Origin of the sequence: Acinetobacter junii CIP 64.5, from assembly GCF_000368765.1 — a bacterium.
Classification (GTDB): Bacteria; Pseudomonadota; Gammaproteobacteria; order Pseudomonadales; family Moraxellaceae; genus Acinetobacter; species Acinetobacter junii.
Map to the genome: position 1 here is coordinate 1 of NZ_KB849653.1, position 22,587 is coordinate 22,587.

The 22,587-nt window shown below is 41.3% G+C and carries 16 protein-coding genes, 2 tRNA genes, 3 rRNA genes and 1 pseudogene; 12 read left to right on the forward strand and 10 right to left on the reverse strand.

The window, feature by feature from the left end; genetic code table 11:
- The first annotated feature begins 177 nt into the window (after positions 1–177).
- The 7 genes from F948_RS00005 (at position 178) to cysK (ending at position 8,455) form a co-directional block, all read left to right on the forward strand.
- Positions 178–1,714 (forward strand): 16S ribosomal RNA (locus tag F948_RS00005).
- Positions 1,715–1,773: 59 nt separating this feature from the next.
- Positions 1,774–1,850 (forward strand) — tRNA-Ile (locus F948_RS00010).
- Between the two features lie 70 nt (positions 1,851–1,920).
- Positions 1,921–1,996: transfer RNA gene (locus tag F948_RS00015), tRNA-Ala, on the forward strand.
- 424 nt (positions 1,997–2,420) lie between these two features.
- Positions 2,421–5,311, forward strand: a 23S ribosomal RNA gene (locus F948_RS00020).
- Between the two features lie 174 nt (positions 5,312–5,485).
- Positions 5,486–5,600 (forward strand): 5S ribosomal RNA (gene rrf, locus F948_RS00025).
- The 16S, 23S and 5S rRNA genes sit together here with 2 tRNA genes alongside, the layout of an rRNA operon.
- Before the next feature lie 142 nt (positions 5,601–5,742).
- Positions 5,743–7,356 carry a Na/Pi cotransporter family protein gene (locus F948_RS00030; protein ID WP_004958378.1) on the forward strand — a complete coding sequence of 538 codons (1,614 nt, stop codon included), beginning with the start codon at positions 5,743–5,745 and terminating at the stop codon, positions 7,354–7,356.
- Positions 7,357–7,453: 97 nt separating this feature from the next.
- Entirely contained in the window at positions 7,454–8,455 is a 1,002-nt protein-coding gene (gene cysK / locus F948_RS00035) for a cysteine synthase A (RefSeq protein ID WP_004917158.1), read from the forward strand.
- Positions 8,456–8,512: 57 nt separating this feature from the next.
- Here the strand turns inward: cysK and F948_RS00040 are convergent, their stop codons facing one another.
- From F948_RS00040 to F948_RS00060, 5 genes are all read right to left on the reverse strand, one after another.
- Positions 8,513–9,031, reverse strand: a complete 519-nt coding sequence (locus tag F948_RS00040; RefSeq protein ID WP_004957196.1) for a lytic transglycosylase domain-containing protein — start codon at positions 9,029–9,031, stop codon at positions 8,513–8,515.
- 362 nt (positions 9,032–9,393) lie between these two features.
- Positions 9,394–9,957, reverse strand: a complete 564-nt coding sequence (locus F948_RS00045; protein ID WP_017397529.1) for a lytic transglycosylase domain-containing protein — start codon at positions 9,955–9,957, stop codon at positions 9,394–9,396.
- 328 nt (positions 9,958–10,285) lie between these two features.
- Positions 10,286–10,516, reverse strand: coding sequence for a DUF2798 domain-containing protein (locus F948_RS00050; protein WP_004917151.1), 231 nt, complete (start codon positions 10,514–10,516; stop codon positions 10,286–10,288).
- A 4-nt stretch (positions 10,517–10,520) separates the two neighbouring features.
- Positions 10,521–11,084, reverse strand: a complete 564-nt coding sequence (locus tag F948_RS00055; RefSeq protein ID WP_004958386.1) for a flavodoxin family protein — start codon at positions 11,082–11,084, stop codon at positions 10,521–10,523.
- A gap of 53 nt (positions 11,085–11,137) precedes the next feature.
- Positions 11,138–11,587, reverse strand: a complete 450-nt coding sequence (locus F948_RS00060) for a DUF2938 domain-containing protein (protein ID WP_004958389.1) — start codon at positions 11,585–11,587, stop codon at positions 11,138–11,140.
- A gap of 81 nt (positions 11,588–11,668) precedes the next feature.
- On the opposite strand from F948_RS00060, the gene F948_RS00065 reads away from it, so the two are divergent.
- From F948_RS00065 to F948_RS00085, 5 genes are all read left to right on the forward strand, one after another.
- Positions 11,669–12,091: a helix-turn-helix domain-containing protein gene (locus F948_RS00065; protein WP_004958392.1), complete on the forward strand. Its 423-nt coding sequence runs from the start codon at positions 11,669–11,671 to the stop codon at positions 12,089–12,091.
- Positions 12,092–12,198: 107 nt separating this feature from the next.
- On the forward strand, positions 12,199–13,449 hold the full coding sequence (locus tag F948_RS00070) for an esterase-like activity of phytase family protein (RefSeq protein WP_017397527.1): 1,251 nt from the start codon (positions 12,199–12,201) through the stop codon (positions 13,447–13,449).
- Positions 13,450–13,527: 78 nt separating this feature from the next.
- Positions 13,528–14,736, forward strand: a complete 1,209-nt coding sequence (locus F948_RS00075) for an MFS transporter (protein WP_004958396.1) — start codon at positions 13,528–13,530, stop codon at positions 14,734–14,736.
- 155 nt (positions 14,737–14,891) lie between these two features.
- Positions 14,892–17,276, forward strand: coding sequence for a YgiQ family radical SAM protein (locus F948_RS00080; RefSeq protein ID WP_004958398.1), 2,385 nt, complete (start codon positions 14,892–14,894; stop codon positions 17,274–17,276).
- 301 nt (positions 17,277–17,577) lie between these two features.
- On the forward strand, positions 17,578–18,111 hold the full coding sequence (locus F948_RS00085; RefSeq protein WP_004957216.1) for a DUF2726 domain-containing protein: 534 nt from the start codon (positions 17,578–17,580) through the stop codon (positions 18,109–18,111).
- On the opposite strand, the gene F948_RS00090 is transcribed toward F948_RS00085, so the two are convergent.
- The 5 genes and pseudogenes from F948_RS00090 to creB all read right to left on the reverse strand — a co-directional run bounded on the left by F948_RS00090 (position 18,108) and on the right by creB (position 22,482).
- Positions 18,108–18,464, reverse strand: coding sequence for a RidA family protein (locus F948_RS00090; protein WP_004958403.1), 357 nt, complete (start codon positions 18,462–18,464; stop codon positions 18,108–18,110). The two genes, F948_RS00085 and F948_RS00090, sit on opposite strands and share 4 nt — an antisense overlap.
- Before the next feature lie 75 nt (positions 18,465–18,539).
- A pseudogene (locus F948_RS15805) lies at positions 18,540–18,743 on the reverse strand (hypothetical protein).
- A gap of 61 nt (positions 18,744–18,804) precedes the next feature.
- Positions 18,805–20,208 carry a cell envelope integrity protein CreD gene (creD, locus tag F948_RS00095; RefSeq protein ID WP_004958405.1) on the reverse strand — a complete coding sequence of 468 codons (1,404 nt, stop codon included), beginning with the start codon at positions 20,206–20,208 and terminating at the stop codon, positions 18,805–18,807.
- Between the two features lie 75 nt (positions 20,209–20,283).
- A complete protein-coding gene (creC, locus tag F948_RS00100; RefSeq protein ID WP_004958409.1) occupies positions 20,284–21,756 on the reverse strand; it encodes a two-component system sensor histidine kinase CreC in 1,473 nt (490 codons plus the stop codon).
- Between the two features lie 3 nt (positions 21,757–21,759).
- Positions 21,760–22,482 carry a two-component system response regulator CreB gene (creB, locus tag F948_RS00105; RefSeq protein ID WP_004958414.1) on the reverse strand — a complete coding sequence of 241 codons (723 nt, stop codon included), beginning with the start codon at positions 22,480–22,482 and terminating at the stop codon, positions 21,760–21,762.
- Positions 22,483–22,587: the final 105 nt, after the last annotated feature.

Genomic DNA, 22,587 nt, shown 5'->3' on the forward strand with positions numbered 1-22,587 from the left:
AAGATCATTAAGAGAATAGAAGAACAACTTGTGTGGATTTTTACTGGTTGATCGATCGAAATAATTTTCATTGATTGAATGGTAGAAATTTCTCGAAGTTTATTTGAGCGAATTTTTAGTCAGAAAATTGATGAGCCAGAATTAGCACCTTGTCTTAACTAAGGTGCAAAATGATTTTAACTGAAGAGTTTGATCATGGCTCAGATTGAACGCTGGCGGCAGGCTTAACACATGCAAGTCGAGCGGAGATGAGGTGCTTGCACCTTATCTTAGCGGCGGACGGGTGAGTAATGCTTAGGAATCTGCCTATTAGTGGGGGACAACATTCCGAAAGGAATGCTAATACCGCATACGTCCTACGGGAGAAAGCAGGGGATCTTCGGACCTTGCGCTAATAGATGAGCCTAAGTCGGATTAGCTAGTTGGTGGGGTAAAGGCCTACCAAGGCGACGATCTGTAGCGGGTCTGAGAGGATGATCCGCCACACTGGGACTGAGACACGGCCCAGACTCCTACGGGAGGCAGCAGTGGGGAATATTGGACAATGGGGGGAACCCTGATCCAGCCATGCCGCGTGTGTGAAGAAGGCCTTATGGTTGTAAAGCACTTTAAGCGAGGAGGAGGCTCCTTAGGTTAATACTCTAGGTTAGTGGACGTTACTCGCAGAATAAGCACCGGCTAACTCTGTGCCAGCAGCCGCGGTAATACAGAGGGTGCGAGCGTTAATCGGATTTACTGGGCGTAAAGCGTGCGTAGGCGGCTTTTTAAGTCGGATGTGAAATCCCCGAGCTTAACTTGGGAATTGCATTCGATACTGGGAAGCTAGAGTATGGGAGAGGATGGTAGAATTCCAGGTGTAGCGGTGAAATGCGTAGAGATCTGGAGGAATACCGATGGCGAAGGCAGCCATCTGGCCTAATACTGACGCTGAGGTACGAAAGCATGGGGAGCAAACAGGATTAGATACCCTGGTAGTCCATGCCGTAAACGATGTCTACTAGCCGTTGGGGCCTTTGAGGCTTTAGTGGCGCAGCTAACGCGATAAGTAGACCGCCTGGGGAGTACGGTCGCAAGACTAAAACTCAAATGAATTGACGGGGGCCCGCACAAGCGGTGGAGCATGTGGTTTAATTCGATGCAACGCGAAGAACCTTACCTGGCCTTGACATACTAGAAACTTTCCAGAGATGGATTGGTGCCTTCGGGAATCTAGATACAGGTGCTGCATGGCTGTCGTCAGCTCGTGTCGTGAGATGTTGGGTTAAGTCCCGCAACGAGCGCAACCCTTTTCCTTACTTGCCAGCATTTCGGATGGGAACTTTAAGGATACTGCCAGTGACAAACTGGAGGAAGGCGGGGACGACGTCAAGTCATCATGGCCCTTACGGCCAGGGCTACACACGTGCTACAATGGTCGGTACAAAGGGTTGCTACACAGCGATGTGATGCTAATCTCAAAAAGCCGATCGTAGTCCGGATTGGAGTCTGCAACTCGACTCCATGAAGTCGGAATCGCTAGTAATCGCGGATCAGAATGCCGCGGTGAATACGTTCCCGGGCCTTGTACACACCGCCCGTCACACCATGGGAGTTTGTTGCACCAGAAGTAGGTAGTCTAACCGCAAGGAGGACGCTTACCACGGTGTGGCCGATGACTGGGGTGAAGTCGTAACAAGGTAGCCGTAGGGGAACCTGCGGCTGGATCACCTCCTTAACGAAAGATTGGTGACCGGTAAGAATCCACAACAAGTTGTTCTTCGAAGATGTATCTGAGGGTCTGTAGCTCAGTTGGTTAGAGCACACGCTTGATAAGCGTGGGGTCACAAGTTCAAGTCTTGTCAGACCCACCACTACTGACGAAGTGATGAATAATCACAAGCTGCTAGATAAAAAGATATGTCGTTCATTATGATTAAAGCTGGGGACTTAGCTTAGTTGGTAGAGCGCCTGCTTTGCACGCAGGAGGTCAGGAGTTCGACTCTCCTAGTCTCCACCAAATTCGAGGGTAAACAAAGCAACGCTTTGTCCGAGAATTTAAGCAAACAGCTATGCTGTGCGCAGGCACACATAGAACGAAGCTTGGAGCTAAAGATTACAGAACTTAGTAAGCAAATAGCTTCTTAACTTCTGTGATTTATCACAGTTTACTACGCACCGACGAGGTGGTAGTTAATCATTAACAGATTAGAAAATTGAGTCTGAAATAAATTGTTCAAACTCGATTAAATAGGAAGATAACAAGTAATTGTTAAATTAATATTTAATCTGAGAACTAGCAAAAACACTGAATCAAGCGTTTTGGTATATGAATTTAGATTGAAGCTGTATGGTGATTAAATTCACAGACAACAAACCAGTAGCAATTAAGTTTGCAACGATAACACTCACTTGTATGTGTTAACGACTGTTTGGGGTTGTATAGTCAAGTAATTAAGTGCATGTGGTGGATGCCTTGGCAGTCAGAGGCGATGAAAGACGTGATAGCCTGCGAAAAGCTCCGGGGAGGCGGCAAATATCCTTTGATCCGGAGATTTCTGAATGGGGGAACCCACCCGCTATAAGGCGGGTATCATAAACTGAATACATAGGTTTATGAAGCGAACGAGGGGAAGTGAAACATCTCAGTACCCTTAGGAAAAGAAATCAATTGAGATTCCCTTAGTAGCGGCGAGCGAACGGGGAGCAGCCCATTAAGTTATGTGTGTTTTAGTGGAACGCTCTGGGAAGTGCGAACGTAGAGGGTGATATTCCCGTACACGAAAGGGCACACATAATGATGACGAGTAGGGCGAGGCACGTGAAACCTTGTCTGAATATGGGGGGACCATCCTCCAAGGCTAAATACTCCTGACTGACCGATAGTGAACCAGTACCGTGAGGGAAAGGCGAAAAGAACCCCTGTGAGGGGAGTGAAATAGATCCTGAAACCGCATGCATACAAGCAGTGGGAGCCGACTTGTTCGGTGACTGCGTACCTTTTGTATAATGGGTCAGCGACTTATATTCAGTAGCGAGGTTAACCGAATAGGGGAGCCGTAGAGAAATCGAGTCTTAATAGGGCGTTTAGTTGCTGGGTATAGACCCGAAACCAGGCGATCTATCCATGAGCAGGTTGAAGGTTGGGTAACACTAACTGGAGGACCGAACCCACTGTCGTTGAAAAGCCAGGGGATGACTTGTGGATAGGGGTGAAAGGCTAATCAAGCCTGGTGATAGCTGGTTCTCCCCGAAAGCTATTTAGGTAGCGCCTCGGACGAATACCATTGGGGGTAGAGCACTGTTTCGGCTAGGGGGTCATCCCGACTTACCAAACCGATGCAAACTCCGAATACCAATGAGTACTATCCGGGAGACAGACTGCGGGTGCTAACGTCCGTAGTCAAGAGGAAAACAATCCAGACCGCCAGCTAAGGCCCCCAAATCATAGTTAAGTGGGAAACGATGTGGGAAGGCATAGACAGCTAGGAGGTTGGCTTAGAAGCAGCCACCCTTTAAAGAAAGCGTAATAGCTCACTAGTCGAGTCGGCCTGCGCGGAAGATGTAACGGGGCTAAAACTATGTGCCGAAGCTGCGGATTTGACATTAGTCAAGTGGTAGGGGAGCGTTCTGTAAGCCGATGAAGGTGTATTGAGAAGTATGCTGGAGGTATCAGAAGTGCGAATGCTGACGTGAGTAACGACAAAACGGGTGAAAAACCCGTTCGCTGAAAGACCAAGGGTTCCAGTCCAACGTTAATCGGGGCTGGGTGAGTCGACCCCTAAGGCGAGGCCGAGAGGCGTAGTCGATGGGAAATTGGTTAATATTCCAATACTTCTGTGTAATGCGATGAGAGGACGGAGAAGGTTAAGTCAGCCTGGCGTTGGTTGTCCAGGTGGAAGACCGTAGGCATGCATCTTAGGCAAATCCGGGGTGCTCTATGCTGAGAGTCGATAGCAAGCTGTACTTGTACAGTGAAGTGGCTGATACCATGCTTCCAGGAAAAGTCTCTAAGCTTCAGTTACACAGGAATCGTACCCGAAACCGACACAGGTGGTCAGGTCGAGTAGACCAAAGCGCTTGAGAGAACTCTGCTGAAGGAACTAGGCAAAATGGTACCGTAACTTCGGGAGAAGGTACGCTGCTGACGGTGATGGGACTTGCTCCCTGAGCGGTTGGCAGCCGCAGAAACCAGGCCGCTGCAACTGTTTATTAAAAACATAGCACTCTGCAAACACGAAAGTGGACGTATAGGGTGTGATGCCTGCCCGGTGCTGGAAGGTTAATTGATGGGGTTAGCGTAAGCGAAGCTCTTGATCGAAGCCCCAGTAAACGGCGGCCGTAACTATAACGGTCCTAAGGTAGCGAAATTCCTTGTCGGGTAAGTTCCGACCTGCACGAATGGCATAATGATGGCGGCGCTGTCTCCAGCAGAGGCTCAGTGAAATCGAAATCGCTGTGAAGATGCAGTGTACCCGCGGCTAGACGGAAAGACCCCGTGAACCTTTACTGCAGCTTGACATTGAACTTTGACCTTACTTGTGTAGGATAGGTGGGAGGCTTTGAAGTTGGAACGCTAGTTCCAATGGAGCCGTCCTTGAAATACCACCCTGGTAATGTTGAGGTTCTAACTCTGTCCCGTAATCCGGGACGAGGACCATGTCTGGTGGGTAGTTTGACTGGGGCGGTCTCCTCCTAAAGAGTAACGGAGGAGTACGAAGGTGCGCTCAGCGTGGTCGGAAATCACGCGTAGAGTATAAAGGCAAAAGCGCGCTTAACTGCGAGACCCACAAGTCGAGCAGGTACGAAAGTAGGTCTTAGTGATCCGGTGGTTCTGTATGGAAGGGCCATCGCTCAACGGATAAAAGGTACTCTGGGGATAACAGGCTGATACCGCCCAAGAGTTCATATCGACGGCGGTGTTTGGCACCTCGATGTCGGCTCATCTCATCCTGGGGCTGAAGCAGGTCCCAAGGGTATGGCTGTTCGCCATTTAAAGAGGTACGCGAGCTGGGTTTAGAACGTCGTGAGACAGTTCGGTCCCTATCTACCGTGGGCGCTGGAAATTTGAGAGGATCTGCTCCTAGTACGAGAGGACCAGAGTGGACGAACCTCTGGTGTACCGGTTGTCACGCCAGTGGCATCGCCGGGTAGCTATGTTCGGAAGGGATAACCGCTGAAAGCATCTAAGCGGGAAGCCTACCTCAAGATAAGATTTCCCTAGGAATTTATTCCTCTAAAGAGCCGTTCGAGACTAGGACGTTGATAGGTTGGGTGTGGAAGCACGGTGACGTGTGAAGCTGACCAATACTAATTGCTCGTGAGGCTTGACTATACAACACCCAAACAGTTGTTGTATTCAAGATAAATTCAATACATAACTTGATTTAGTGTACAAACTAGTTACAATACAGACCAATTATCTAATCCGTTAATAACTCTTTGGATCGTAAGTAAGGCAAACATTATTAATTAATGTGAATAAGACCCGAAAACACCACAACAGTTTGCTGGCGACAATAGCAAGAGTGAACCACCTGATCCCTTCCCGAACTCAGAAGTGAAACCTCTTCGCGCTGATGGTAGTGTGGCGTTTGCCATGTGAGAGTAAGTCATCGCCAGCTTTTAAATACTAAACACCCCTAACCTAACGGTTAGGGGTGTTTTTTATTGAAATAAGAAAACTTAAAACTAATCTCAATTGTTTTATCTCTACTTCAATTTATAATCGAGTTAAATTCATAATTATAAAAAAGGAATTCAGCATTGAATGTAATTATCCAGTTGCTAGGTGGTATAGGCCTATTCCTTTTAGGCATGTCTCTGATGACGGATAGCTTAAAAGCAATCGCTGGTGAAGCTCTACGACAATGGTTAGTTGGATTTACAAATTCTCCGATTAAAGCTGTTTTATCAGGGATTGGTCTAACTGTAGTTGTACAATCCTCTACAGCTACTACTTTAGCAACAATTGGTTTTGTCAGTGCAGGCGTTCTTAGTTTTAGTCATGCAATTGGAGTGATTATCGGAGCGAACATAGGGACAACAAGTACGGGATGGTTAGTTGCACTGCTGGGATTGAAATTCTCAATTGCAAGTTTCGCCTTACCTATGATCGGAATTGGAGCTCTGCTTAAAGTATTAGGTAATGAAAAAGTTTCTTTTTTAGGATTAACTTTAGCTGGATTCGGCCTGCTATTCTTTGGAATTCAAATATTACAAGATGCGATGAGTGGTATCGCTGAACTTATTGATTTATCTCTTTGGGCAGAACCAACACTTATAATCAAGGTCATTTTAGTGGTGATAGGTATTTTGATGACCATTCTATTACAGTCATCAAGTGCAGCAATAACAACGACATTGGCAGCATTATCTACTCAAGCAATCAATTTTGAACAAACTTTAGCATTAGTGATCGGTCAGAATATTGGGACCGTCGCAACAGCAGTACTCGCGGCGATGGGAGCGACCACAAGTGCAAAGCGGACAGCAGCGGTCCATGTTGTTTTTAATGTAGTCACGGCAATTTTTGCTTTTCTTCTTTTGTCTCCAATCTTTGTATGGGCATATCAACATGTGGATGCGATCCATCAATTAGATGAAGTATTGTTAGTTGCAGCATTTCATACAGCTTTTAGCTTATTGGGAGCATGTATTTTCATGCCTCTTTTACCTAAATTTGAACAACTGATTATCCGTTTACTACCTGAACAAGAGCCTGTGACGACCCGTTATTTAGATGAGTCACTTTATAGCGTTCCAGCATTGGCAATTGCAGCAGTAGAACGAGCATTATTGAAGTCGATTGCAGATATGTACAGTGTATTGGTTCGTTGTATCCAAAATGAGATTATTCCTTCATTTGTAAATATAAGTGAATATGATCATTCACTTGTAAAAGTTGAGCAGTATCTAAAAGAAATGTCGATTCCACAGTCGAATATTGATCAGCAGCGCTTTATTATTTTGTTACGGCTAGTTGTGTATGTTCGAGTGCTTAAAAATGATTTAGCTGATGTTTCTAAAATTGAATTTATTCAAAATCAAAGCATTATTTATGATTTAGCACAGCGTTTCGCCACAGTTTTGGAGCAGAATATTTCTTATTTACTGCAGCAACCTTTTTCAAATTTACCTGAATCATTGGTAAATGAATTAACTGAAATAGTCGAAGAGCTGAAAAAAAAACAAGAATTTGTTCGACAACAACTGATAGAAGATGCTGCAAACAAGAATATTCCTGCGACTTATACTTTAGAGCTCTTAGCTGCGCAAAGATGGTTGGAACATCTTATAGTTCACTGTAGCCGTGTAGCAATCTTGTTGAGTGATACAACACACATATTAGTGGATGATGAAGTAGAGTTAGCTCATTAAAATATAACTTTTCATAAATCCTACGTTTTCTACTTTCCTACTCAGCTGACAAGCCTATAATGATTGAGAATCATTCCAAATCTAATAAGGAAATAACATGTCGACCGATCAACAATTTCCAACGCCTGCAAACTTAGGGATAGCAGTATATTCAAACAATGCTGAAGCGATTGGTAATACACCATTGGTTCGTATCAATCGTCTGATTAAAACTGGCGCAACAGTATTGGCAAAAGTTGAAAGTCGTAATCCTGCATTCTCAGTGAAATGCCGTATTGGTGCAGCTTTGATTGCGGATGCGGAAAAGCGTGGTGTGTTGAAAGCGGGTATGCATATTGTTGAACCAACCAGTGGCAATACAGGAATTGCATTAGCATTCGTTGCAGCGGCAAAAGGTTATCCAATCACTTTGACAATGCCAGCCAGTATGAGTTTAGAACGCAGAAAAGTATTAAAAGCTTTAGGCGCGAATCTTGTTTTAACTGAACCTGCTAAAGGTATGAAAGGTGCAGTAGATGAAGCGGTTCGTTTAGCAACGGAAAATCCAGAGCTTTATTTTCTACCACAACAATTTGAAAATCCAGCCAATCCACAGATTCATGTCGATACCACAGGTCCAGAAATCTGGCAGGCAACCAATGGGCAAGTTGATATTCTAGTTGCGGGTGTTGGCACTGGCGGGACAATTACTGGCATTTCTCGTTATTTTGAGCAAGTTCAGAATAAGCCAATTTATTCTGTAGCCGTTGAACCTGCTGAATCTCCAATCATTACTCAAACTAAAAATGGTGAAAGCATTTCACCCGCACCGCATAAGATTCAAGGCATTGGAGCGAACTTCATTCCTAAGAACTTAGATTTGGATTTGGTGGATGAGGTTGTACCCGTGAATAGTGCTGATGCGATTGAGTGGGCAAGAAAGTGTGCAACTCAAGAAGGCATTTTGGTTGGTATCTCAAGTGGTGCAGCTTTAGCAGCAGCAGCTCAAATTGCAGAACGTCCTGAAAATACCGGTAAAACCATTGTGGTGATCTTACCTGATAGTGGTGAGCGTTATTTATCTTCTGTTTTATTTGAAGGTTTATTTGACGAAGCTTGATTGCATTGTTGAGTGAGTAAAAACCATGCCTAAGCGCATGGTTTTTTATTACTTCTATTATAAGGCTTTTTTTAAGGTCTTTTCATGGCGCTTAACTGAGCGTGCATATTTCTTCGCTTTATGGCGAGTCCAAAAACTACGTTCATAGCCAGTCGGTCCAACATTGTAATACGCTACGGCTTTTGACCAACTGCCAGCAGATTTGTAATAGCTAGAAAGAATATAAGCACCACAGTTGATATTGGTATTTTCATCATACAAATTGCCAGGGCAAGACGTACTCCAATAACTAGAAATAATTTGAGTTAGACCAATCGCACCTGTAGGAGAGCGCGCTGAGCTATTAAAATTTGATTCTTGGCGAATTAGTGCAGCAAGTAAAGTCGGTGAAACATCATAACGTTCAGCACTTTGCACAATCATAGGAGATAAACGATTGGCAGTATTTGGAGCAACAGAATAAGCATTTTGCAAACCTGAAGACAATTGATTAGATCGGTTTGCAAATGATCCGCTTAAACTACTGCATGCTGTCATACTGATCGCTATCATGATCAAACTAATTTTTAAAATCATTCCATTAAATTTATTGATACGACTGTATTGATCAGTATGATTGAATAAGAATTGCAAAATAATAAACCAAAAGTACAAAGATGAATTGATGGTATTAACACCATGTAAATGAGTCAATAATAGTTATTTTGCGATCATGTGAAGAGCATTGTTTAGATATAAAAAAAGCCCCGACATCCTGTCGAGGCTTTTTCATATTTGGTTTCTTGCCGTTAACTCCTGTCAACGACCACGTCCTGTGCTTCTTGTTGTTCTGAATGAGACTTCCTGTCTCTTTATAATTCCTATGATAGAGCTTTATACTTTAGTCGTATATTCGCTAATCACCGCAACTGATGTACGTATATGCGTACATGATGTAATCATAATGCTTCTTTTAAAGCTTGCTCATGGCGTTTTACTGAGTTGGCGTAGCGATGTGCTTGATTGCGCATGTAAAGACTTCTTTTATAACCGGTTGGTCCGACATTGTAATAACCAAGTGCTTTGAACCAATCACCAGTCGCTTGATAGTATTTTGCAAGAATGTATGCGCCACAATTAATATTAATCTGTTCATCATAAAGATTTCCAGAACAGGTCTGTTGCCAAAACTTGGGACGTACTTGGGTCAATCCCACAGCATCTGCTGATGATCTGGCATTGGCGATATAGCTAGATTCTTGTCGAATCAGTGCAGCAAGTAAATGTGGAGAAATATTATAAGATTCAGCGCTTTGCAGAATCATGGGTGCGACACGATTTGCAGTTGTTGGATGAACAGAAAAAGCTGTTTGAATGCCTTGTGAAAATTGCTGTGAATGGCTGATTGTTGGTGATTTTGTTGTTGTACATGCAACGATGAAGTAGGCACTAATAACAATAAAGCTGAGTTTAAGACATTTGTTTTGAAACTGAGTAAAAGAAAATCTGTATCGCGTTATCATTGTGAAAAAGGTGTGTCCATTCTATAAAAGCACGCGGATAGTAAAAAGAGGCCTAGTTCGGGTCAATGATGGTTCATAGGCAAAATCGTTGGTTTTTATATTTTAGGCTTGACTTAATTTAGAAAAAAAAGAAGCCTCGACTTCCTGTCGAGGCTTCTTCGTATTTGGTGCTATCACCAACTCCTGTCGATGACCACGTCCTGTACTTTTTGTTATTCTAAATGAGACATCCTGTCTCTATGTTTTGCATTCTAGGTAAGTATTGGCATGTTGTATATGCGTTAATCACCTGATTTCGTGTAGGCTGTGGCTTACATAGTTGAATATCTCAATGCTTCAAATTGGCTGTCTTTATTATCCATGCTACTAGCTTTTGAGCAATCGGTGCACAGACTAATACACTTGGAAATGCAAACATCCACGCCACAATCCAAGCTGACATCCACATTGAAAAGAAGTTATCAATTAAACCTACCGCTTTAAAGGTAGTAATTCCTGAGATGAGAAATGACATCATGCAAGATAATATGAATGGAAATAAAAGACTTGCTGCCTTCACGTAATCACCTCTGAATTGCATTTAAATTTAATGCAAAATTTTGCCCGAATAATTGGGCGGTTTTAATATCACCAAAATCAAACGCATTGGCTGCACTTTGATGTTCAGCTTGCGCCATTAAACCTGACCAAGAACCAAGACGATTGAGTGCCTGAGTATAAGGTACACCTTGGTGTTGTTCAGGTAGAACAGGATTACCAATCCATATCATACCGTGTTGCATACAAAAGGTGAAAAGTGAAATGAGTGTAGACTGTTTATCTCCAGCAGGAAGTGATGAAACCGTAAATCCTGCCGCGAGTTTTCCTTTTAGTCTTTGCTTTTTCCATAATGGTCCTGTGAGATCCATCAGTTGTTTGAAGGTACCTGAAACACCACCTAAATAAGTTGGACTACCCCAAATGAGTCCATCATATTGGGTGATGAGGTCTGGATGAGCCATCAATGATTCTGCTGTAAACAAATCAATTTGAATATTCTCTACCTGTGCAGCACCTATTTGAATTTGCTCTGCAATAAATTGAGTATGACCTTGGCGGCTATGATAGATAATTGCGATAGATTTCATGGAGTCGTCCTCGATTAGAAAAAATTAAACAATGTAGCGGTGAGGAATAAGCCTCACCCAAAAATACTGTGATTGATCAAACTTTTGATGCGGTTAATAAAAGGCTGAGGTGTATTTGAAGCAGCGATACCTGAACCCATCGCGGGTTGCATGATTAGGAAAGGGATCAAAACTGTGATGACGCCAAAGAAAAGTGCAGAAGGAAATTGAGGTTCAGCCAACCAATTTTGGCCTACCATTAAAATAAAGCTGAAAGAGAAAATGACACCCACACTGTAATGAGCAATCCAGCCAAGTAGATATTCATGTCGAATTTTTGGACTTTGAGAAATGGATTGATGCTGGATTTTTCCACGCAAAATCCAGCCAACCCAACGTCCAAGTAAAGCAAAATTCAACGTTGGGATATTGAATCTTTTTAATATCAACAACCAAATATCCATGATGATGGTTGCACCAATACCAAGTCCAAAAATGTAGATCAATCGTTCCAACACATTCATTTCATCACCTTGAGCCTTTACCAATAAAATCTGATAAATTGATTGTGCAAGTTCAAGTCAACTTGAAGTCAAGGGGTATTTATGGATATTGGTGAAGTCGCAAAAAAAGCAAAGCTCACGACATCGACATTGCGCTTTTATGAACAGAAAGGGTTAATCAAATCGATTGGTCGTCATGGCTTACGTCGTCAGTACAGTAAACAAGTTTTGGATCAACTGGCTCTCATTGCATTAGGTCGAGCAGCAAGCTTTTCATTGGATGAAATTGCAAGCATGTTTGGGCAGGATGGAAAGCCTGAGGTGGATCGGAAAATGCTGAATGATCAGGCAGAACAATTAGAACAAATGACACGACGTTTACATTTTATTAGCGAAGGATTGAGACATGCTGCGGTATGTCCTGCAGAAAATCATATGCAATGTCCGACTTTTCAGAATTATTTAAAAGCTGCGATTGCAGGTGAATATCAGCCCACAAAACTCCAAAACAAAACAGAGTTTTAAGGAGAAAGCATCGGATTGCATCGCCATAAAGATGTCATTTTATTGAAGTCAAAGTTTCATAAAAACTTGTTCTAATTTTTCTTAATTTTTACCAAATGTATAAAACCATGAACAAGAAAACTTTATTGGCTTTATTGTGCTGTAGTGCTTTGGCTTTAACGGCATGTAATGATGATGATCAAGATCAAAAAACATCGGTCGATCAAGTGACTGAGCCAACCTTGATCTCTTTTGCTAAGCTGCCTGTAGAAACCTATGCGATTGGACCTAATTCTGGCAACGCTGTCAGTGGCGCGAATGGTATTTACCCACCATTTAAAGGGCAACCTATACAAGGTTTCTCGGCTGCTTTGAAGAATGAAGATGGTAGTTATATGGTGATGTCTGATAATGGTTTTGGTACGCAAGACAATTCAGCGGATTATTTATTGCGTATTTATAAAATCAAAGCTGATTTCAAAACAAAAAATAAAGGCACAGGGCAAGTTTCAGTCCAAAGCTTTATTCAATTACGTGATCCCAATAAACGTATTCCATTTGAAATTGTGAATGGAAATACTTCAGAACGTTTATTAACAGGTGCTGATTTTGATCCTGAGTCGATGCAACGTGCAGCAGATGGCAGCTATTGGATCGGTGATGAGTTTGGCCCTTACTTATTACATTTCTCAGCAGAAGGAGTTTTATTGGATGCACCAATTGGATTGCCTAATCCTTTAAATTCAGCCCAAGAACTACGTTCCCCTCAAAACCAATTCAACAAAGCCAACATCAATTTTGTTGAGCCTTTGGTACAGCGCAGTGGCGGCTTTGAGGGAATGGCGATTTCTCCAGATGACAAATATCTATATCCTTTACTGGAAAAGCCATTGCTGAATGATGCTACAGGTCAACTTCTTATTTCTCAATTTGATATTCAGAAGAAAAGCTATACGGGACAATATTATTGGTTCGCTTTAAATAGCAAGGCAACCAATATCGGTGATTTCCAATTGTTTAGTAATAAAGATGGCATCATCATCGAACGTGATGCGAGCCAAAATAATTTAGGCGGGTATAAAAAACTGATACGAGTTACTTTGACCGAGCCTAAACAAATGGTAGTGCGTGAAGATTTGTTGGATTTAATCAAAATTGCCAATCCAAATTTACTCTATGGCACAGCGCGTGAAGGGGATATTGGAACAGGTCAGGTCTTTGCTTTCCCATTTGAAACGATTGAAGATGTAATTATTGAAAATGGAACGACATTAACTGTATTGAATGACAATAATTTCCCAGGTTCTTCGGGACGTAATGCCAAACTTGCGGACGACAACGAAATTATCCAGATTCGTTTGCCGAAAGCATTATTTTAAACGTCGGGTAAAATTAGCCGAAATGGTCATTCCTCATTTCGGTTGAAAGCGTATACTGATCAGGCAGAAGGAGTCCTCATGTCTGAATCAGTTACACGCCCAACCCATATTGAATATGGTTCAAAATCGTTTACCGCGATTTTATGGTCTTTGTTCTTTGCTGGTTTTGCTTCCTTTTCATCTTTGTACTGTGTACAGCCGATGATGCCAATCTTTGCAAAATTCTTTCAGGTCACACCGACCCAAAGTAGTTTCCCTTTATCTTTTTCAACCATTGCACTCGCGATTGGTTTGTTGTTCACAGGATTCATATCTGATCGTTATGGACGCAAAAGGATTATGGTGTTTGCCTTATTTTTTGTTTCCATATTATTGCTGATTAGTGCTTCATTTCCGATTTGGGAAATTTTGCTGACTACTCGTATTTTTATTGGCTTAGCAGTGAGTGGTGTCGCAGCGGTTGCAATGACTTATATCGGGGAGGAGATCGCACAAAAAGATATCGGTTTTGCCATGGGGCTGTATATTTCAGGTACGGCAATTGGTGGAATGGGAGGGCGTTTAATCGCGGGAGTTTTAGTTGATTTTATTTCTTGGCAATCTGCTACTTATATTATTGGTTTTCTAAATCTGATTATCGCTTGTTTATTTTATTTTTTATTGCCCAAATCGCAGCACTTTAAACCGTATCCCTTTCGGTTTTCTCGCTTTAAGGATGCATTTGAACAAAACTTAAAAGATTCAAAATTAAGGATTTTATTTGCCCAAGGTTTTATCTTAATGGGCTGTTTAGTGACAGTATTTAACTACATTAGCTATCATTTATTAGAAGCACCATTTCACTTATCACAAGCATGGATTGGTGTGATTTCGATTGCTTATCTAGCAGGTATTTATAGTTCGCCTAAAGCAGCACAATGGGGCTTTAAATATGGGCGTGATAAGGTTCTGCCGATGATGTTAATGACGATGATGATTGGCTTGTGGTTTACACTCATTCCATCATTATGGTCAATTTTGATCGGTTTGATTATCTTCGCTTTTTCATTTTTTGCAGCGCATTCGACCGCAAGTAGTTGGGTTTCAGTACAAGCAGTTCAATATCGTGCAGTGGCATCCTCGCTGTATTTATTCTGCTATTACATTGGTTCAAGTTTGCTCGGCAGCTTCGGTGGATTGGTTTGGGAGCAGTTTGGCTGGATTGGAATTAATTTGAGTGTGAGTGTGGTTTTGGTGATTGGGTTAGTATCCGCTTTATATCTTGGTAAATTACAACGTTCAGCCTAAATTATTAAATCTGAATAAACTTTGTACAAATAATTTGTTATCTCCTTGTTCTTGAATGCTTTATAAACAGGGAAAATGAATTGGATTCATGTTAAAATGATCGGCTTTCATCTTTAGATGTCTCTCCTTCATCTGCTAGCCGAGATTCGCAAGCTATGTCTACTGCCTATACCAAGCAGACTGCGCCTAAAGCGCTGTTTGATTACGACAAATATTGGGCGTCGTGTTTTGAACCCGCACCATTTTTGCCGATGTCACGAGAAGAAATGGATCTACTCGGTTGGGATGCGTGTGACTTTATTTTAGTTTGTGGTGACGCTTATATTGATCATCCATCTTTTGTATCGGGTGTGATTGGGCGTGTGCTCGAAGCACAAGGCTTCCGTGTAGGTATTATTGCTCAACCAGATTGGACCAATGTTGAAAGTTTCCGTGTTTTAGGTAAACCAACCATTGCGTGGGGCGTAACTGCGGGCAATATGGATTCGATGATTAACCGTTATACGGCAGATCGTAAAATCCGTTCAGATGATGCTTATTCGCCAAATAATGAACCGAATAAACGTCCAGATCGTGCTGCCACGGTGTATTGTCAGCGTTGTCGTGAGGCTTTTCCTGATGTGCCAGTATTGCTCGGTGGGATTGAAGGTAGCCTACGTCGTATTGCTCATTATGATTATTGGTCAGACAAAGTTCGCCGCTCAATCTTGATGGATTCTAAAGCCGATTTATTGATGTACGGAAATGGTGAACGTGCAATCATTGAAGTGATGCATCGTTTAGCTAAAGGTGAGAAAGTTCATGACATCACTGATGTTCGTGGTACTGCATTTATTATTAATAAACACAATAAAGCATCAAAAGCACAATTTGTTGAAATCGCAAGTAATGATGTGGATACGATTGGTCGTGTAGACCCAATTATCAATCCATATGTCATGACTGAAGATATTGATGGCTGTGAAGTTGAAAAAGAAAAAGGCAACTCACTCGCACAATATCAAAATTTCCAAAAAGAAATTGTGACCAATCCAATCGTTCGTGAAGGGGATCAACTTGATCCAGATACGCAGATCGTACAGTTAAAACCTGCGCCATCCAAAGCGATTAAACATAAGTTACCTCCACGTGAACTCGCTGTGATTCGTTTGCCTTCTTTTGAAGAAGTCGCCAATGATCAAGTGCTGTATGCGCACGCCAACCGTATTTTGCATCTGGAAACCAATCCAGGAAATGCTCGCGCATTGGTACAGCGTCATGGCGAACGTGATGTTTGGATTAATCCACCACCAATTCCGTTAACAACGGAAGAAATGGATTATGTCTTTGATTTACCTTATGCACGTTTACCGCATCCAGCTTATGGTAATGCGCGTTTCCCTGCATTTGATATGATCAAATTCTCTGTGAATATCATGCGTGGTTGTTTTGGTGGTTGTACGTTCTGTTCGATTACTGAACATGAAGGTCGTATTATTCAAAACCGTTCTGAAGAATCAATTCTGCGTGAAATTGAAAAGATCCGTGATACTGCACCTCAATTTACAGGCATTATCTCAGACTTAGGTGGTCCAACGGCAAACATGTACCGTTTGCACTGTAATGACCCTGAAATCGAGAAGAACTGCCGTAAACCGTCTTGTGTTTATCCAGGTGTTTGTCAAAACTTACACACTGATCATGCGCCATTGGTTCAGCTTTATCGTAAAGCACGTGAAATCAAAGGCGTGAAGAAGATTTTGATTGGTTCTGGTCTGCGTTATGATCTCGCAGTATTAAACCCTGAATATGTCAAAGAGTTGGTACAGCACCATGTTGGTGGCTATCTGAAAATTGCACCTGAGCATACCGAACATGGTCCATTATCCAAGATGATGAAACCAGGGATCGGAACTTACGACCGCTTTAAACAAATGTTTGAGCGTTTTAGTAAGGAAGCAGGGAAGGAACAATATTTAATTCCTTACTTCATCGCTGCGCATCCGGGTACAACGGATTACGACATGATGAACTTGGCGATTTGGCTGAAAAAGAATGGTTTCCGTGCCGATCAGGTACAAACCTTCTATCCATCGCCAATGGCAACTGCGACCACTATGTATTATTCAGGCAAGAATCCATTGTCTAAAGTGGCGCGTTATACTGAAAATGTCGATATCGTGAAAGGCGAAAAACGTCGTCGTTTGCATAAAGCTTTCTTGCGTTACCATGATCCAAATAACTGGCCTTTATTACGTGAAGCACTGAAAGAAATGGGGCGTTCGGATTTAATTGGTAATTCGAAACAGCATCTGATTCCAACCTATCAGCCACAAGGCACGGCTGAAGGTGAATATAAGTCTGCTCGTAAGAAAAACTCGACCGTGGCTGGTGATTCTGTAAAACGTGGTCAACAGTCTCGTCCGCAGTCTCAATCGAGTCAGAAACGTCCACAAAAAGGACAAATCTTAACGCAACATACAGGTTTACCACCGCGTGAAACTGGTGATAAAAAGCCATTTTCAGGAAAGAGTAAACCTAAGGCTAAAGCTCATCGTTAATATTTAAAAGAAAGGGAAACATGCTTTCCCTTTCTTTTTGTCTGAAAATGTCAAAATAATCACAATTTAAGTGTAAAACTACAATTTATAGAAACATATACTGACAATATCAACTTGAAAATTTAAGCTATGATGATTATAAATAAAGAGCAGAACAGCTTTTACGACTTTGGTCGACTAGTAGAAAACGATTAAAAACTTTAAAGTTGCACTGCTAAAATGACTTTGCTATCGCTGTTATTGATTAAAAAAATGGCATAAAGCCAAATGATTATAAAAAATCTAAAGGGATTGGTTAGAAATGTATTATTTCATTACATTAGCTGGGTTGCTAATAATTGCAGCACTCGCGCTTCGGCGTATGCATCAAAATCAACGTCAAGATAGCCCGTTAAAACGCCGCGGCATTCTCACGATTTCTGAACAAATTACACTTATGCGCTTACAGGCTGTTTTGCCACGGCATACTGTACTTGCACACGTGTCTTTTGATGCTTTATTGACAACAAAATATGCGCATACACGCCGTAAGTATCAAGGACTAGTGGCAGATTTTGTGGTGCTTGATCAACAATATCAGGTTCTCGCTGTGATTGAGATTGCAGATGAGTCTTCAATTAATCGTTTGAATCAAAAATACTATCAAGATAGTTTGTTGGAGCTGGCTGGTTATAAAGTGCTACGCTACAGTAGTATTCCAACAGAACATGAATTACGTGAAGATTTGGTATCTGATCCTTATGAATCAAATACCATTATGACAACTTCATCTACCTCATTGCCTCAAACAGAACGTATGATGAAGTACAGTATGTTTGCTGCAAAATCGTCTTAATCTGGAAGAACAGCAGTAACGGTCATTTCTACTAGTACGTCAGGTGCATAGAGTTTAGATTCTACGCAGGTACGTGCTGGGGGATGACCTTCAGCAATCCATGCATCCCAAACCGCATTCATCGCGGCATAATCTTTCTCGATGTCTTTAAGAAAAATAAGCACTGACAAAATATGGGTTTTATCTGTTCCCGCTTCCGCTAGTAAACGATCGATATTATCTAAAGTCTGCTGTGTCTGAGCAGTTACATTTACACTGGTATCATCAGCTAATTGACCTGCTAAATGAACCAAATTTCCTGAAATTGCGACTTCGCAGTAACGAGAAGTGACATGCAAACGCTGCACAGACATAAGATTTACCTGAATGAATAACAATAGAAAAGATTGTACTTGATACGATTCTGATGCAGTGTAAATTTGTTTAAATTAGGCTGAAAAAGTTTCTATTTCCATTAATTTACGTTGTTTGAAAATCAAAATAGAGCGGGATTGTGGGCAAATAATAATATTGCCTAGATTCAGAAATTGAATTTTGGCTTATCGAAGTTGATTTAAACAGCTCGCAATAGAGCTCTGGTTGGGACACAGTTGTTTGAGTTGGCTCAAAGCTGAAGTGGTCGTGTGATACATGATCTTATTCCTTATCATCATTGTTAAAAATTGGGCAAAGATATGACTTTGCCCGATTCGTTTATATGTTTTGTTGTTCGGATTGATACCAATTGACGTGGCGTGTGATGTACATGACGCATGCAATTAAAATGAAAGACAAAATGGAGCCAAACAAGAAAGTTTTTCCGCTGGATTGTAGTAATAGATACATCATGCCGTATAAAGCACTGAGCAAAACACCGAAGAGTATGGCGGCTTTAAAACCTTGAACGACGAAGTATAAATACCAAGTAATCAAGCCAATACATGCAACTGCCGCAATCAGATAGGCAAGGGAAAAAGCGTAATATTCACTGATTGATAGTAATAAGACGAAGAACACGCCTTGTGCCATGGCAACCAAAGCATACTGAACAGGATGAATTTTGAGATTCTTCAAAACCTCGAATAAAAAGAAGCAACCAAAGGTAATAATGATCACCATAATGCCATATTTGATGGCACGATCAGTTTGGGTATAAATATTAACGGGTTCTAAAAATTGCGTTGAAATACCAGAAATGTTATTTGAAGATGTATTTGAAGTAGCATAAGCAGCTTCAACATCACTGATCAGATTGCTTTGAGTATTTAAAGCTTGGTAAAAACACTGACTATTTTCACAGGTTGAGAGACGATCTAAATTACGTTTACCTAAAGCAATATTTTTCCAGTCCGCTTCAAAAAGTTGTCTTTTGCTCAGTTTCTTAAACGGTAAACTTTGACCATCGTATTTCACATCACCCCAATTGCCTTTAGCTTGATATGTCATCTCGTAACTGGTTGGGATAAAGGCAAATTCGCTTAAACCTTCTAGATCAAATTGTAGGCTAAAGCTAAAACCTTTTTGGAATTTTTGAATCAGTTCAGGATATTGCTTGCTGGTGATATGTAGTAGATCAAAGCCATGCTGTCCTTGGCTTTGTTCAGAAAAGTCAAATTTGTAATTTTTTCCATCAATATTAAATGTTGGCTTTGCGTTTAGACCGCGAGCATCTTGGATAGGAAAAATGATTTCAGCTTGATCCCAAAGATAGTTGTGTTGAGGTTCAATCGTAGCGCCTTTAAATACGCCTTTTCCTTGCATGTGATTTTGATAACTAATCGCTTTATACATACTACGTTTGTAGGTATTGTCTGAAACTTTAAATTCAGCTGTCCAGTCTGTTGTTTCTGCACCTAAGGTAATAAATGCTGTTTGCGTGCAATCGTAAGTTTTCTTTTGTTCATCGGTACATGTAGTTTGAATTTGATAGGGAAGTTTTAAATAGGGTGCAATCACTTGTTGTGGGCGAATTTGTTCTTTTGCAATGTCCTGAATCACTTGTTGTTGATAGCTTTGGCGCTCATCTACTAAGTTAGAGATAAAAAAAAGACCAATATAAAAAATCAAAATCAGGAACAAAATCGCTCCTATTTTCAGATTAATAAAGTTTCTGCGCATGGTGGATTCCATTGTCATTGTGGTATGACAAGTATCTCGAATCGATATGCGTTCTAAATGAGTTGTAATTGAAGCTTATGTGAAGTTTCGATGAAGTATAATTTTTACCAGTACTCCTGATTTGTGTTGCTCTAAGAAATCTAAATAATTTTCAGGGATATTTTGAATGGTGACGTGACCTTGATGCTGTTGGATAATCTGCTGCACGATACTCAGACCAATACCTGTACTTCGTTGCTGATTTTGGGGACGAGGTAATGAAAAATAGGTTTCAAAGACACGATTTAAAGCGTATTCAGGGATGGCTTCACCCTCATTGAATAATAGTATTTCAATACCACCAGTGATAGTGATGGTATTTGCCCTGAGTTGAATTGCGAGAAGACCTTGTTCAGAGCAAAAGTCTCTTGCGTTATCTAAAAGATTATTGATTGCTTGTTTAAGCCAAAAGGGATCAGCATAGATTGCGCAATATTCAGGAATATTCAGCTCTACTTGAATTTGTTTAATTTGGAGAGCACTCTGTTGTTGTATCAAACAATCCCGAATTAATTTTGATAAATCAATGTTTTGAAACTCTAAGGCGTGCTGATTTTTCTCTAAGCGTGTGAGCAGTAGCATGCGTTCGATTAAAGATTGTAAGCGATGACTTTGCTCAACAATATGTGCTGCAAATTGTTGTTGATCTGCTAAGGGTAAATCATCTTGTAATAGTTCTGCACTGGCTTGAATTGCCGTGAGTGGGCTTTTTAACTCGTGGGTTAGCGTATTGACATAATTTTCGACATAAGCACGATCTTCGAGTTTCTCTCGCATTTCACTGAGCGCTTGTGTCACTTGGTTGAGCTCTTTTGCAGAATAGAAAAATGGAGCTTGATTGACGGGTGCTAGTGCTTGAGCATAGCGACGCACCTTATCAATACTGTGTCTTAACCAATATGCCACCATGCTTGCGAGTAATAAACTCAATGCGGCGATCCATAGCGCCTGATGAATCAGTTGACGTTCTGCACGAGCAATATACGGTTGTACGGATTGATTTGGTTTACCAATGCTAACTACACCAAGTAATTGTTGTTTGTAAATAATGGGTGCAGCAATATGCATCACGCTGCTGTTTCGATCATAAGGATTGGTTGCAGTAGAACGTGCGCCGTATTTGCCGCGTAAAGTCAGATAAACATCATTCCATTTAGAATAGTCTTGCCCAACGGCTTGACCTTCGGAGTCGTAGATGACAATACCGTGCTGATCTGTAATATACAGTTGTTGGTTAATTTCATCTTTTTGATGCTGCCAAATTGTGGCATTGAGTTGGCGTGATAATGCTGCTTGAATTTTTTGATCAAATTCAGGTGTACTGACTTTTTGTTGAGCCACATCTTCTGCAATCAGTTGGGCAATAATATTGGCATTCTCGGCGAGAGTATCTTCGACTACTTGACGTACATTTGGTTTAACCTGTTGATTCAACGTGTAGGCAATAAAGCTCAGGCTCAGCACAACCACTAAGCTAAAGAAAAACCAAATGCGGATAAAGATGGACATTGGTTAACCTAACTTCACTAAACTATACCCAAACCCTCGATGTGTCTGAATGGGATCATCATCAGGGGTAATTTGTTTAAGCTTTTGTCTTAAACTTTTAATATGGGTATCGACTGTACGTTCTAGGCTATGCTCAGGATGTTCCCAAATATGATCCATCAGTTGTTGTCGACTAAAGACTTGTTCAGGATGCTGAATCAGTAAAAATAACAAACGATATTCATAGCGTGTCAGGTGCAGTATTTGCCCATGATATTGAATCTGTAGCGATTGCGGATTACACGTCCATGTTGCAGATTGTAGGGGTATTTCTACTTGGCTGATTGATGGTTGTGATGAGATATTTTGCGCCTGTATTTCCATTCTGCGCCAAATGGCTTTGATTCGTGCCACAATTTCTCGTGCGCTAAAAGGCTTTGTACAATAATCATCTGCGCCGATTTCTAGACCGACAACCCGATCAATTTCATCATCACGTGCAGTGAGGAATAATAAAGGTGTTTGATATTTTTGGCGTAGCTGTTTGCAGACTTCAAAACCATTCTGATCAGGTAAACCAACATCTAAAATAATAAAATCAAAAGCTTGTTCTGAAAGATATTGTAGTGCTTGAGCCCCTGTATTTGCCCAGCTTACACTCCAGCCTTCGCGCTCAAGTGCATAGCGTAGCGGAAGAATAATCGCAGCTTCATCTTCAACACAGAGAATTTGTTTTTGATTCATCATGATTAACTAATCAATATTTTCTAATTTTATTGGGTTAGTTTAGCGGAAGATGTGGTAGAGAAAACTATGAATACTCATTTTTATAATTTTTTAATAAAGCAAAGG

What these genes read in the sequence shown, in the direction of transcription:
- F948_RS00090 (WP_004958403.1), bottom strand. Translation starts at nt 18,464, where the DNA reads ATGTCTGTGCAGCGTTTGCATGTCACTTCTCGTTACTGCGAAGTCGCA.
- F948_RS00085 (WP_004957216.1), top strand. Translation starts at nt 17,578, where the DNA reads ATGTATTATTTCATTACATTAGCTGGGTTGCTAATAATTGCAGCACTC.
- creD (WP_004958405.1), bottom strand. Translation starts at nt 20,208, where the DNA reads ATGCGCAGAAACTTTATTAATCTGAAAATAGGAGCGATTTTGTTCCTG.
- F948_RS00075 (WP_004958396.1), top strand. Translation starts at nt 13,528, where the DNA reads ATGTCTGAATCAGTTACACGCCCAACCCATATTGAATATGGTTCAAAA.
- F948_RS00065 (WP_004958392.1), top strand. Translation starts at nt 11,669, where the DNA reads ATGGATATTGGTGAAGTCGCAAAAAAAGCAAAGCTCACGACATCGACA.
- F948_RS00060 (WP_004958389.1), bottom strand. Translation starts at nt 11,587, where the DNA reads ATGAATGTGTTGGAACGATTGATCTACATTTTTGGACTTGGTATTGGT.
- F948_RS00080 (WP_004958398.1), top strand. Translation starts at nt 14,892, where the DNA reads ATGTCTACTGCCTATACCAAGCAGACTGCGCCTAAAGCGCTGTTTGAT.
- F948_RS00055 (WP_004958386.1), bottom strand. Translation starts at nt 11,084, where the DNA reads ATGAAATCTATCGCAATTATCTATCATAGCCGCCAAGGTCATACTCAA.
- creC (WP_004958409.1), bottom strand. Translation starts at nt 21,756, where the DNA reads ATGTCCATCTTTATCCGCATTTGGTTTTTCTTTAGCTTAGTGGTTGTG.
- F948_RS00070 (WP_017397527.1), top strand. Translation starts at nt 12,199, where the DNA reads ATGAACAAGAAAACTTTATTGGCTTTATTGTGCTGTAGTGCTTTGGCT.
- creB (WP_004958414.1), bottom strand. Translation starts at nt 22,482, where the DNA reads ATGATGAATCAAAAACAAATTCTCTGTGTTGAAGATGAAGCTGCGATT.
- F948_RS00045 (WP_017397529.1), bottom strand. Translation starts at nt 9,957, where the DNA reads ATGATAACGCGATACAGATTTTCTTTTACTCAGTTTCAAAACAAATGT.
- cysK (WP_004917158.1), top strand. Translation starts at nt 7,454, where the DNA reads ATGTCGACCGATCAACAATTTCCAACGCCTGCAAACTTAGGGATAGCA.
- F948_RS00040 (WP_004957196.1), bottom strand. Translation starts at nt 9,031, where the DNA reads ATGATTTTAAAAATTAGTTTGATCATGATAGCGATCAGTATGACAGCA.